This window comes from Novosphingobium bradum, assembly GCF_042646485.1.
Taxonomy (GTDB): Bacteria; Pseudomonadota; Alphaproteobacteria; order Sphingomonadales; family Sphingomonadaceae; genus Novosphingobium; species Novosphingobium bradum.
Window position 1 is genome coordinate 212118 of record NZ_JBHRTQ010000010.1, and the last position, 12098, is coordinate 224215.

General features: G+C 66.5%; 13 protein-coding genes and 1 tRNA gene. 3 read left to right on the forward strand and 11 right to left on the reverse strand.

Annotated elements, in window-relative coordinates; all coding sequences use genetic code 11:
* Positions 1 to 63: 63 nt before the first annotated feature.
* Positions 64 to 291: a DNA-binding protein gene (locus ACFOD9_RS12310; RefSeq protein ID WP_379510411.1), complete on the reverse strand. Its 228-nt coding sequence runs from the start codon at positions 289 to 291 to the stop codon at positions 64 to 66.
* Positions 292 to 397: 106 nt separating this feature from the next.
* Between ACFOD9_RS12310 and ACFOD9_RS12315 the strand changes: the two genes are divergently transcribed.
* Positions 398 to 1177 (forward strand): hypothetical protein, encoded by a 780-nt coding sequence (locus tag ACFOD9_RS12315; RefSeq protein WP_379510412.1) that lies wholly within the window; start codon positions 398 to 400, stop codon positions 1175 to 1177.
* Positions 1177 to 2379, forward strand: a complete 1203-nt coding sequence (locus ACFOD9_RS12320; RefSeq protein WP_379510413.1) for a tyrosine-type recombinase/integrase — start codon at positions 1177 to 1179, stop codon at positions 2377 to 2379. Before ACFOD9_RS12315 ends, ACFOD9_RS12320 begins: the two co-directional genes overlap by 1 nt.
* Before the next feature lie 27 nt (positions 2380 to 2406).
* Here ACFOD9_RS12320 and ACFOD9_RS12325 read toward each other — a convergent pair.
* Positions 2407 to 2491, reverse strand: a tRNA-Leu gene (locus ACFOD9_RS12325).
* A gap of 104 nt (positions 2492 to 2595) precedes the next feature.
* Positions 2596 to 2877, reverse strand: coding sequence for an integration host factor subunit beta (locus tag ACFOD9_RS12330; RefSeq protein ID WP_379510414.1), 282 nt, complete (start codon positions 2875 to 2877; stop codon positions 2596 to 2598).
* 326 nt (positions 2878 to 3203) lie between these two features.
* Here ACFOD9_RS12330 and ACFOD9_RS12335 point away from each other — a divergent pair, with 326 nt between their 5' ends.
* Positions 3204 to 4802 carry a peptide MFS transporter gene (locus ACFOD9_RS12335; RefSeq protein WP_379510415.1) on the forward strand — a complete coding sequence of 533 codons (1599 nt, stop codon included), beginning with the start codon at positions 3204 to 3206 and terminating at the stop codon, positions 4800 to 4802.
* Positions 4803 to 4806: 4 nt separating this feature from the next.
* Here ACFOD9_RS12335 and dxs read toward each other — a convergent pair whose 3' ends face one another.
* The 8 genes from dxs to ACFOD9_RS12375 form a co-directional block, all read right to left on the reverse strand.
* Positions 4807 to 6753 carry a 1-deoxy-D-xylulose-5-phosphate synthase gene (dxs, locus tag ACFOD9_RS12340; RefSeq protein ID WP_379510416.1) on the reverse strand — a complete coding sequence of 649 codons (1947 nt, stop codon included), beginning with the start codon at positions 6751 to 6753 and terminating at the stop codon, positions 4807 to 4809.
* Between the two features lie 60 nt (positions 6754 to 6813).
* Complete coding sequence (locus ACFOD9_RS12345) at positions 6814 to 7290, reverse strand: Fur family transcriptional regulator (RefSeq protein ID WP_379510417.1); 477 nt, start codon at positions 7288 to 7290, stop codon at positions 6814 to 6816.
* 20 nt (positions 7291 to 7310) lie between these two features.
* Positions 7311 to 7979 carry a peptide-methionine (S)-S-oxide reductase MsrA gene (gene msrA / locus ACFOD9_RS12350; RefSeq protein WP_379510418.1) on the reverse strand — a complete coding sequence of 223 codons (669 nt, stop codon included), beginning with the start codon at positions 7977 to 7979 and terminating at the stop codon, positions 7311 to 7313.
* Positions 7980 to 7983: 4 nt separating this feature from the next.
* Complete coding sequence (locus tag ACFOD9_RS12355) at positions 7984 to 8130, reverse strand: hypothetical protein (RefSeq protein ID WP_379510419.1); 147 nt, start codon at positions 8128 to 8130, stop codon at positions 7984 to 7986.
* Between the two features lie 149 nt (positions 8131 to 8279).
* The gene (gene purH / locus ACFOD9_RS12360; protein WP_379510420.1) at positions 8280 to 9881 is read right to left on the reverse strand and encodes a bifunctional phosphoribosylaminoimidazolecarboxamide formyltransferase/IMP cyclohydrolase; all 1602 of its coding nucleotides are present in this window, start codon (positions 9879 to 9881) and stop codon (positions 8280 to 8282) included.
* 101 nt (positions 9882 to 9982) lie between these two features.
* Positions 9983 to 10354 carry a HesB/IscA family protein gene (locus tag ACFOD9_RS12365; protein WP_379510421.1) on the reverse strand — a complete coding sequence of 124 codons (372 nt, stop codon included), beginning with the start codon at positions 10352 to 10354 and terminating at the stop codon, positions 9983 to 9985.
* Positions 10355 to 10379: 25 nt separating this feature from the next.
* Positions 10380 to 10877: an SUF system Fe-S cluster assembly protein gene (locus tag ACFOD9_RS12370; protein WP_379510422.1), complete on the reverse strand. Its 498-nt coding sequence runs from the start codon at positions 10875 to 10877 to the stop codon at positions 10380 to 10382.
* Positions 10874 to 12094 (reverse strand): aminotransferase class V-fold PLP-dependent enzyme, encoded by a 1221-nt coding sequence (locus tag ACFOD9_RS12375; RefSeq protein ID WP_379510566.1) that lies wholly within the window; start codon positions 12092 to 12094, stop codon positions 10874 to 10876. Before ACFOD9_RS12375 ends, ACFOD9_RS12370 begins: the two co-directional genes overlap by 4 nt.
* Positions 12095 to 12098 lie beyond the last annotated feature (4 nt).

Consider the following 12098-nt stretch of genomic DNA (forward strand, 5'->3'; position numbering starts at 1 on the left):
CAGGAGAGTAAAGCGCACCTCTGGCACCCGCCTGCATCGTGAGGCGGTCGGCCAGATGCCCGATTATGCCGCCAAAGGCGCGATAGGCTTTTCTCCTCGGGCCATCTCGAGGCATTCGGTGAGGTCATGAAAAATGCGGCCGCCCACGATGATCGGCCGAGGCCCCCACCCTTTCATCTTCCATTCGGCCAACGTCTTTGCGGAACGACCGAAGATTTTGGCGGCTTCTCGCCGGGATACCCTGCCGTCCGGCAGCACTCGCACCTTCACGTGTTCGGCGTCATTCAGCATGGCCCCCCCTTCCAGATGCTGCTGATTTTTCCTTTTTATATCTGGGAAATCCGATTATCAAGATTATGCGATATCAATGCAGATATCTGTTTATTGGATGCTGTATATGGCCCGCCCCGCACTGCTACCTGAGCAAAAACGCAAGCAGATTGCCGTCAGGCTCGGCCCTGAGGATCGCGTGCGAGTGCAGGCGACCGCTGACCGGAACGGACATGGGCTGGGGACTGAGATCGAGGAGCTTGCGTTGGAGCAGCTTGCCTATCTGGAGACGAATGACGAGCCCACGCGCGCGTTCCTCCACGCCATCACGGCAGAAATTGCAGAAATCGAATCCGTGACAAAGCGTCATTGGTATAAGGATCGGGCAACATGGGCCGCCGTTGCCGAGATGTTGAGAATTGGGCCTATTCGTCATCACGAAGCGGATCGCCCGAGGGACGACGAAGCTGCCAGCGCGGCATGGCAGGCGCTGCTTGAAGTCCAGTTTGAGAAGGAACGGATTGCCGATCAGCTGCGCGCCCTGCGCATATCCGTGACTCCGGAGCATCCGGTCAAAACGGCCGTCAATGACGCAGGTTTATTTGGCGAGCTGACCGTTACTGCAGAATTTGCGTACGCGATCCGAGAGACCGAGCGTGCTGCGATGATGGCCTTGCCGGACGGCGCAGCCAAGGAACAGGCGGGTGATTTGTTTCGAAGATTGGTGGAACTCGATCACGAAGAACAAGAGCTCGAAGAGCAGTGCGCCGAACTGAAGCGACCATACGCGGAAGCCGACAGGTATGGTCGCGACACTTATCATCGAATCTTGAAAGAACGGGCACAGCGGCTTCGCGCCGCAGGCGAGAAATTCGAGATCAGCCATTTCATGGGAATTTTTTACTGATGGCCCGGAAATTCACGCGCCTTACCCGGCCTGCCCTGCGTATCCTCAAACCCGGGCAATCCGTCACTGAACATGGGATCGTGGTCCAACGGCTGGCGAGCGGTGACTTGCGCTACTCGATCAACGTTATGGTCGACGGTCAGCGGATTCACCGCATTGTCGGACGGGAAAGCGAGGGCGTGACACGTGAGCAAGCTGAACGTGCCATCGAATCGTTGCGGACCAAGGCGCTCGAGGGTCGTCTCGATCTGCCGACTGGCCGTAAGGTGCAGCGGTCCATCGCCGCAGCGGCGGAGGAGTATCTCACTCAAATCGAGCACCACCCAAAATTCGGCCGCAACATCGGGCCCAAGCGGCGCCATCTCCGTCAGCGACTGGTGCCATTCTTTGGGGCCTGTCGAATCGACAAGCTCACCGACTTCAACCTCGCTGAATATGTGAAGCATCGTCGCGGCGAGGGCGCTGCAATGGCGACCGTCAACCGGGAGCTTTCGACCCTGAACCATTTCCTGAATCGCGCCGTCGATTGGAAGTGGATGCGCGCCGACAACAAGCCGAGGGTGGTGAAGGGCGAGGAGCCTCAAAAGCAAATTATCGTCCTAACCGACGCTGAAAAACGCGCACTCATGCAAGCCGCGATTGCCGATCAGGATCCTTTGACCTGGCTGTTCACGGCCATCGCCATGGGCACAGGCATGCGCCATGGCGAGATCTTGCGGATCAAATGGGAGGACATTGATATCGGCAATCGCCGCATTTTTATCGGCAAGGCCAAAGGGGGCCGGCGCGAGCAGCCGATCCCGCCCAGCCTGGCGGCAATATTGGAGCACGAGCACAAGCAGATCAGTTCATCGGACATCTGGTTGTTTCCAACCACCCGCAAGAACGCAAAGCATGCCAATCGGCAGCAAATGAGCGAACAATTTCGCCGGGCGGTCAACCAAGCGAAACTGGACCCTGCCAGGGTGACCCCGCATGTCATGCGACACACAGCCATCACCGCGCTGATTAAGGAGCGCGTGGACATCCCGACCGTTCAAAGAATCAGCGGACATAAGACCATCGCTATGGCCCTGCGCTATACCCACCTCACGGACGACCACATCGACCAGTCGGTAGCCAAGCTCGACGCCGGCTTGCCGTTCGCAATTACACCAAAATTACACACGGCCCCGAATCAGGGAGGCGGCGAGACCGTCTAGGTCGGCCGCAAACCCCCAGAAAACCTATGGTACGGACGGCGGGACTCGAACCCGCACGAGCTGAGCTCAAGGGATTTTAAGTCCCCTGCGTCTACCATTCCGCCACGTCCGCCCGTTGAGGCGCGATGGGCAGGCGGATGGCAGATCGCGGGGCTGGAGGGAAGGAGACTTTCTCGGGTGCGCCCTGGTCCGTGCGTGGCGGGCTGCCCGAACCGATCACTCCGCGTTCAGGCGCTGGCGCATTTCCTTGCCGGGCTTGAAATAGGGCACGCGCTTGCCAGGCACCTCGACGGATTCGCCGGTGCGCGGATTGCGGCCCTTGCGGGGTTCGCGTTCGCGCGTGGAAAAGGCGCCGAAGCCGCGCAGTTCGACGCGGCCGCCGGCGGCGAGGCGCTGGGCGATCTCGTCGAAGAACACGTCCACCACGCGCTCTACCTCTTCGGCGCGCAGGCCCGGATTTTCCTTCGCAAGGGCTGCCAGCAGTTCGGAACGGATCATCTGTTGTCTCCCGTCGGGCGACTGGGCGCCACCCTGGCGATTGCGGACCGGACGACCCCCATCGCCCCTTTTACCGCCCGCGCCAGATGTCCTTCCGGGCACGGTCGGTGTCGACAATCATGCCTCGTTTGCCAGAATAGAAAAGAGCGCGCAATCCACTGTTATCATCGATTGCAAAACCCACTTTCGCATTCTGGCACAGATATTTGGCCATTTCGTTGCGGTTGCGCCGGCAAGGACGGTTCGGCCGGAGGGCGCTTTTCGCTTTCCCCCCGCGCCGGGCACGATAGGCTGGGGCCAGGAACGGGCGAAAGGGCTGGACGACGATGAAGGCAATGGCGCTGTGGAGCGAGGGAGACTGGTTCGCCGCGCTGGGAGCCGTGGCGCTGTTCGCCTTCCTTGGCGCGGGCCTGCTGATCGCCACCCGGCGCGCCCGCGAGGTGCTGGGCCATCCCCGCGGGCTGTTCGTCCTGTTCTATGCCGAGATGTGGGAGCGCTTCTCCTATTACGGGATGCGCGCCCTCCTGGTGCTCTATCTCACCAAGTTCTGGCTCTTCGCCGATGGCAAGGCCAACCTGATCTACGGCGCCTACGGCAGCCTGGTCTATATCACCCCGGTGCTGGGCGGCTATGTGGCCGACCGCTGGCTGGGCCAGCGCAAGGCGGTGGTGTTCGGCGGGGTACTGCTGGCGCTCGGCCACCTGTTCATGGCGGTGGAAGGCCTGCGCGGCGTGGCCGATCCGCTGGTCAAGCAGGCCGACCCGGCGATCAACGTGTTCTGGCTGGCCCTGGCGCTGATCATCGTCGGCTCGGGATTCCTGAAGGCCAATATCTCGGTCATCGTCGGCCAGCTCTACGGGCTGACCGACACCCGGCGGGATTCGGCCTATACGATCTTCTACATGGGGGTGAACGCGGGCGCGGCCTTCGGCACGATCCTGGTGGGCTATCTTGGCGAGACGATCGGCTGGGCGTGGGGCTTTGGCCTGGCCGGCGTGGGCATGGTGCTGGGCCTCGCCATCTTCCTCACCGGCAAGGCCGCGCTGGAGGGCCATGGCGAACCGCCCGCCCGTCTGGCGCGGGGCACGGAATGGCGGATCTACGCGGTGGGCCTCGCCGCCGTGGCCATGGCCTGGGGGCTGATCCAGGTCCAGTCGGTGATCGGCAACCTGCTGGCGGTCAGCGGCGTCGCCATGCTGGGCTTCACGCTCTACCAGGCCTTCAAGCTGCCGAAGGAGCCGCGCGAGCGGATCTTCGCGATCCTGTTCCTGGTGGCGGTGAACCCGATCTTCTGGGGTCTGTTCGAGCAGGCGGGCGGCAGCCTCAACCTCTATACCGACCGCTTCGTGGACCGGCAGGGGGTGCCCACCAGCCTGTTCCAGTCGATCAACCCGATCTACATCATCCTCTTCGCACCGGCCTTCGCGGCGCTGTGGCAATGGCTCGCCCGGCGCGGGCTGGAGCCTTCGGCGCCGACCAAGTTCGCGCTGGCACTGGTGCAGGGCGCGCTTTCGTTCCTCGTCTTTGCATGGGGCGCGCGCAGCGTGGGGGCCGAAGCGATGACCCCGGTGCTGTTCGTGTTCCTGATCTACCTGTTCCAGACCACCGGGGAGCTGTGCCTCTCGCCGGTCGGGCTTTCGGCGATGACCCGGCTCGCCCCGGCGCACCTGGGCAGCTTCATCATGGGCGCCTGGTTCTATACCACCGCGCTCGGCCAGTTCGTCGCTGGACGGATCGGCGAGGCGACCGGCGGGGAAAGCGGCGAAATGAGCAAGGCGCTGACCCTGGCGATCTACGAAAAGATCGGCTGGGTGACGCTGGGGGTGGCCGTGGTGGTCTTCGTGGCCGCGCGGCTGGTCACGCGCTGGATGCACCTTGATACGCTGGACGCCGCCCCGGCCAACGATAGGCCGGCAGCGGCCTGAGCGATCACGCCCGCGCTTCTTCCACCCCGGCGCTATTGTGGCGCAGCGCCTTCAGCACGATTTCCACGATCTGCGGGGCGTTGAGGCCGGCAGCATCATACTGCCTGTCCGGGCTGTCATGGTCCTGGAAGACATCAGGCAGGCGCATGGTGCGGATTTTCAGGCCCGCATCGGTCAGCCCCTCGTCGCTGGCCATGGTCAGGACATGGGCGCCCAGCCCGCCGATCGCGCCTTCCTCGACCGTGACGAGCACCTCGTGGGTGGTCGCCAGGCGGCGGATCAGCGCCTCGTCGAGCGGCTTGGCGAAGCGCAGGTCGGCCACCGTGGTGGACAGGCCGCGCGATTCGAGCTGGTCGGCCGCCTTGAGCGTTTCGGCCAGGCGCGTGCCGAGCGAGAGCAGGGCGATCTTGGTGCCCTCCTTCACCACCCGGCCCTTGCCGATCTCCAGCCGTTCCGGAACCTCGGGCAGGGCCACGCCGGTGCCGGCGCCGCGCGGATAGCGAAAGGCGATGGGGCCGCTGTCATGGCAGGCGGCGGTATGGGTCATGTGGACCAGCTCGGCCTCGTCGGCCGGGGCCATGACCACCATGTTGGGCAGGCTCGCCAGATAGGTGATATCGAAGGAACCGGCGTGGGTTGCCCCGTCCGCCCCCACCAGCCCGGCGCGGTCGATCGCGAAGCGCACGGGCAGGTTCTGGATCGCCACGTCGTGGACCACCTGGTCGTAGGCGCGCTGAAGGAAAGTGGAATAGATCGCGCAGAACGGGCGCATCCCTTGGGCGGCAAGGCCGGCGGCGAAGGTCACCGCGTGCTGTTCGGCGATGCCGACATCAAAGGTGCGCTCGGGATGGGCCTTGGCGAAGCGATCAACCCCGGTGCCCGAGGGCATGGCGGCGGTGATCGCGCAGATCTTCGGATCGTGATCGGCCAGCCGCGCGAGGGCATCGCCGAAGACGTTCTGGTAATTGGGCGGGCCGGCGCTGGCCTTGACCTGCTGCCCGGTGATCACGTCGAACTTCTGGACGCCGTGATACTTGTCTTCCGCCGCCTCGGCCGGGGCATAGCCCTTGCCCTTTTGCGTCACGACATGGACCAGGATCGGGCCTTCCGCCGCATCGCGCACGTTTTCGAGCACCGGGATCAGGTGATCGAGATTGTGGCCATCGACCGGGCCGACATAGTAGAAGCCCAGTTCCTCGAACAGGGTGCCGCCCATGGCCATGCCGCGGGCGAATTCGTCGGTCTTGCGCGCGGCCTTGTGCAATGGCTCGGGCAGGTGGCGCGAGATCCGGCGGGCAAGGCCGCGCAGGCCGAGGAACTGGCGCGAGGAGACCAGCCGCGCCAGATAGGCCGAGAGCCCGCCCACCGGCGGCGCGATCGACATATCGTTGTCGTTGAGGATGACCACCAGCCGGTTGCCCGCCGCCTTGGCGTTGTTCATCGCCTCGTAGGCCATGCCCGCGCTCATCGCGCCATCGCCGATCACCGCGATGCCCTTGCCCGGCTGGCCGGCCAGCTTGTTGGCCACGGCAAAGCCCAATGCGGCCGAGATCGAGGTGGAGGAGTGCGCCGTGCCAAACGGATCGTATTCGCTTTCGGAGCGCTTGGTGAAGCCCGAAAGCCCGCCGCCCTGGCGGATCGTGCGGATGCGATCCCGCCGGCCGGTGAGGATCTTGTGCGGATAGGCCTGGTGGCCCACGTCCCAGATCAGCCGATCGTCGGGCGTGTTGAACACGTAGTGGATCGCCACGGTCAGCTCGACCACGCCCAGCCCCGATCCCAGGTGCCCGCCGGTCTGCCCCACGGCCGAGATCATCTCGGCGCGCAGTTCATCGGACAATTGGCGCAGCTGCGCGGGCGCGAGGCGGCGCAGGTCGGCCGGCCAGGTGACGGTATCGAGCAGCGGGGTGGCAGGGGGATGGGACCCGGGAACGATCGGCGCGGCGGTCATCCGGCGGGCCTTACACGCGCCATGGGGCCAAGTCGATTGTATCGATGGGCCATGCCGCGCTCAGCCATCGTGCTCGCCCGAACAGCGCGCGCAGGTGCCGCGCAGCTCGATCACCGGGCGCACGTCGGCGAAGCCGGCCCGGCGGGCGGCGCCGACCAGCGCCTCGGTCAGCGCGTCGTCGTCGCTGTGGACCGCCGAGCCGCACGAATCGCAGATCAGGAAGATGCAGTCGTGCCGGCAGCCGGGATGGGGATTGGCGACATAGGCATTGGCGCTCTCCACCCGCCGCGCGAGGTTGGTCCGCACGAACAGATCAAGGATGCGGTAGACGGTGTTGGCGGCAACCCGGCGGCCAAGGCTGACCGAAAGCCCTTCGGCGACATCATAGGCCGAGGCCGGGCGCGGCTGGGCGGCCAGGGCGGCGAAGACATCGGCGCGCATCTCGGTCCACTGTTCGCCGGCCTGTTCCAGCGCGCGCTGCGCGGCGGCGACCAGGCCGGCGCCCGAATGCTCATGATGATGATGGACCGCGATCATCCGCCCCATATAGGGCGCAATCAGCGCCGGGTGAAGGCGGGCTGGTAGAGGGCGGGGAACAGGCGGCGCAGCGCCTCCACCTTGGGCGCGTCCCAGCGGCGGATATAGCCGTGATCGGGGTTAACCGCGGCGAAATCCTGATGGTAGGCCTCGGCCGGGTAGAAGGCCTTGTATGGCTCGATCCGGGTGGCGATCGGCGCCTGCCACAGCCCGCTGGCGCCCAGTTGCGCCAGATAGGCGGCGGCGACCCGGCGCTGCTCCGCGGTCAGCGGCACCAGGGCCGAGCGGTATTGCGTGCCGGCGTCCGGCCCCTGGCGGTTGACCAGGGTGGGATCGGCACCCACCGCGAAGAACACCTGGAGCAACTGGTCATAGCGGACCCGCGCGGGATCGTAGGTCACGCGGACGGCTTCGGCATGGCCGGTGTTGCCTTGTGAAACCAGGTCATAATGGGCCGTGGCCGCAGCGCCGCCGTGGAACCCGGAAACCGCGCTCGTCACCCCGCGCACATGGCTGAATATGGCCTCGATCCCCCAGAAGCAGCCGCCGGCGAAGATCGCGGTCTTGAGGCCGGGAGCTTCGTGCGCCGCGATGCGCGCGGCGGGGGCGGGAACGGCGGGTTCGGCCGAGGCCGGCTGCTGGCAGGCGGCAAGCAGGGCGAGCGGAGCGAGAAGCAGCCGCCCGCGCACCGGCTCAGTTCCGTTCGGCCGGGGCGGCGATGGCCGGCGGGGCGACCGTGTCGGTGAAACCGCCCGTGCCCATCACCGCGGCAAGCCCGAGCGCGCCAAGCACGAAGCCGGCGGCCAGGGAGCGGAAGAAATCGGCACGGAAGAGACCCATCGAACCTGGTCCTGTTTGCGCTGCAGCGCGGGAAAGCTATGCGCCCTCTGCGCTTTTTGCGCTTGCGAACAAGTGAACGGGCGCCCCGAACGCGCCGGGGCGCCGCTCAGGCGCGACGAATGGTTAACCGCAGCGGGATCGCCGGGCGATCAGTGGCGGAAGTGGCGCATCCCGGTGAAGACCATGGCGAGGCCGGCCTCGTCCGCCGCAGCGATCACTTCGTCGTCGCGGATCGAGCCGCCCGGCTGGATCACCGCGGTCGCCCCGGCCTCGGCGGCGGCCAGCAGGCCATCGGCAAAGGGGAAGAAGGCATCGGACGCCACGGCCGAGCCGACCGTGCGAGCCTGCGCCCAGCCATAGGTCTCGGCCGCCTCGGCCGCCTTGGTTGCGGCGATCCGCGAGCTGTCGCGGCGGTTCATCTGGCCCGCGCCGATCCCGGCGGTCACCCCATCCTTGGCATAGACGATGGCGTTCGACTTGACGTGGCGGGCGACCGTCCAGGCAAACAGGCAGTCCTTCAGCTCCTGCTGCGTGGGCGCGCGCCTGGTGACGACCTTGAGATCGGCCTCGGTGATCGCGCCATTGTCGCGGGTCTGGACCAGCAGGCCACCGGTGATCGGCTTGACCATCAGGCCGGAGCGGCGCGGATCGGGCAGGTCGCCGGTGATGATCAGGCGCAGGTTCTTCTTCTTCGCAAATGCGGCCAGCGCCTCGTCGGTGGCCGAGGGCGCGACGACGACCTCGGTGAAGATCTCGCAGATCGCCGCCGCGGTGGCGCCATCCAGCTCGGTGTTGACCGCGACGATCCCGCCGAAAGCCGAAACCGAATCGCACTGCAAGGCGCCGTTCCACGCTTCCAGCAAGGTGGCGCCCTGGGCCACGCCGCAAGGGTTGGCGTGCTTGACGATGATCACCGCCGGCGCCTGGCCCTTGAACTCGGCGCACAGCTCCAGCGCGGCATCGGCATCGTTGTAATTGTTGTAGGACAGCTCCTTGCCCTGGAGCTGGCGGCCTTGCGCGATGCCGCTGATGCGCGGGCCATTGGGCACATAGAGCGCGGCCGACTGGTGCGGGTTTTCGCCATAGCGCAGGGTGGTGGCGAGCTTGCCGGTGAGGGCCAGCGTCTCGGGGAAGGTCTGGCCCTGGTCCACCGTGAGGAACCACTGCGAGATCATGGCGTCATAGGCGGCCGTGGCCGAATAGGCCTTGGCGGCCATGCGGCGGCGGAAATCGTAGGTGGTGGCGCCCTGGTTGGCTTCCAGTTCGCCCAGAAGCTCGGCATAGTCGGCCGCGTCGGTCATGATCGTGACATAGGCGTGGTTCTTGGCCGCCGAGCGGACCATCGACGGACCGCCGATATCGATGTTCTCGATGATCTCGTCGCGGTCCGCGCCCTTGGCCACGGTCGCCTCGAAGGGGTAGAGGTTGACCACGACCAGGTCGATCGCGCCGATCTGGTGATCGGCCATGGCCCTGGCGTGTTCGGCATTGTCGCGCACGGCCAGCAGGCCGCCGTGGACCTTGGGGTGCAGGGTCTTGACCCGGCCATCCATCATCTCGGGAAAGCCGGTCAGCTCGGAGATGTCCTTCACCGCCAGCCCGGCATCGCGCAGCGCCTTGGCCGTGCCGCCGGTGGAGACCAGTTCCACGCCGCGTGCGCTCAGAGCCTGGCCCAGTTCGACGAGGCCCGACTTGTCGGACACGGAAAGAAGGGCGCGGCGAACGGGGACGTTGACGGGTGCGGAGGTCATCGGGCGGTTCCTGGGCAAGTGTTTCCCGGCGCCTTAGGGAACTTGGGCGCAGAGTCCAAGTGCCGGGCAGGGCAATGCCAACAGCCCGCGCCGAGCCGCGCTCAGACGGTGAAGCTTTCCCCGCAGCCGCAAGAACCCTTGGCATTGGGATTCTGGAACACGAAGCCGGCGGTGAAATCGTCCTCGACCCAGTCCATCGTGCTGCCGATGAGGTAAAGCACCGAGGCGGCATCGATGAAGAACAGGCCGCCCGGAGTCTCGATCCGCTCGTCCAGCGGATCGGCCGCGGTCACGTAGTCGACCGAATAGGCCAGGCCCGAACAACCCCGGCGCGGGGTGGACAGCTTGACCCCGATCGCGCCGTCGGGCGCCTCGCCCATCAGTTTTGCCACGCGGGCCTCGGCGGCGGGCGTGAGGATCACCGCGGCGGGGCGCGGGCGGCGGGCTGGCGCGGTGGTCGTCGTCTCGGTCATGGCTGCAACCTATATGGGGGGCGCATCACAGCATTCCCAGTTCGAGCTTGGCGTCGTCGCTCATCTTCTGCGGATCCCACGGCGGATCCCAGACCAGGTTGACCTCGGCCTCGCGCACGCCGGGCACCGCGCTCACCCGCAATTCCACCTCGGCCGGCATCGATTCGGCCACCGGGCAATGCGGCGTGGTCAGCGTCATGGTCACGGCCACCGCGCCATCGGCGGTGATGTCGACCCCGTAGATCAGGCCGAGATCGTAGATGTTCACCGGGATTTCCGGATCGAAGATGTCGCGCAGGGCGGCGATCACCCCTTCATACAGCGCGCCGCCCGGTTCGTGGCCGGCCAGGCCTGTGGGCTGCTGCGCGAGGAATCCTTCCAGGTAATCGCGCTTGCGCCCGAGCTTGTCGCCCAGGGTTTCGTCCGGCCCGCTTTCGTTCGGCCCATCCTCCACCCGCGCGCGCGGCGGCGGGCTGACGGAGTCCACCTGTTCGACGGTGAATTTCGGCTCTTCGCCGCTCATCCGAAAATCCTCCTGGTGCGTGCGATCCCCTTGAGCAGGGCCGCAATGTCGCTCTCGTCGTTGTAGAGCCCGAAGCTGGCCCGGGCCGTGGCGGGGACGCCGAGGTGATCCATCAGCGGCTGGGCACAGTGGTGCCCGGCGCGGATCGCCACGTTTTCCTCATCGAGGATCGTGCCGAGATCGTGGGGGTGGACGCCGTCCAGCGCGAAGCTGACGATGCCCGCGCTGTCCTCCGGCCCGAACAGGGTGATCGCATTCATCGCCCTGAGTTCGTCGCGCAGCAGGGCCACCAGCCGCGCCTCGTGGGCGTGGATCGCCGGGATGCCGATGGCCTCCACATAGGCGATCGCGGCCGCCAGCCCGATCGCCTCGACGATCGCCGGGGTTCCGGCCTCGAACCGCATGGGGGCGGGGGCATAGGTGGTGGCCGCGAAGGTCACCCGGTCGATCATCGAGCCGCCACCCTGCCAGGGCGGCATCGCATCGAGCAGCTCGGCCCGGCCCCACAGCACGCCGATCCCGGTCGGCCCATAGAGCTTGTGGCTCGACCAGGCGTAGAAATCGCAGCCCAGCGCGGCGACATCGACGGGAAGGCGCGGCACGGCCTGGCATCCGTCGATCAGCACTTTCGCGCCCACCGCGCGGGCGAGCGCCACGGCCCGCGGCACGTCGAGCACCGAGCCGAGCACGTTGGACACGTGGGCGAGCGCCACCAGCCTGTGCGCCGGCGTCAGCATGGCCTCGGCGGCATCGAGATCGATCCGGCCATCGGGGGTGAGCGGGCAGACGTCGATGACGATCCCCACCTGGTCGCGCAGCAATTGCCAGGGCACGATGTTGGAATGGTGTTCCAGCACCGAAAGCAGCACGCGGTCCCCGGCCTTGAGGTTGGCCCGGCCCCAGGTCTGGGCCACGAGGTTGATCGCCTCGGTGGCACCGCGGGTGAAGACGATCTCGCCCTCCTGCCCGCCCATGAAGCTCGCCACCCGGCGGCGCGCGGCCTCGAAGGCCAGGGTCATCTCGGCCGAGCGCGAATAGACCCCGCGATGGACGGTCGCATAGTCCTCGCCCATGGCGCGGGCGCAGGCCGCGATCACGGCGCGCGGCTTCTGGGCCGAGGCGCCACTGTCGAGATAGTGCCAGGGCGCGCCGTCGCGCGTGAAAAGGCCAGGGAAATCGGCCCGCAGCGCGGCGCTGTCGAGGGTGGGCACGGCCAGGTCG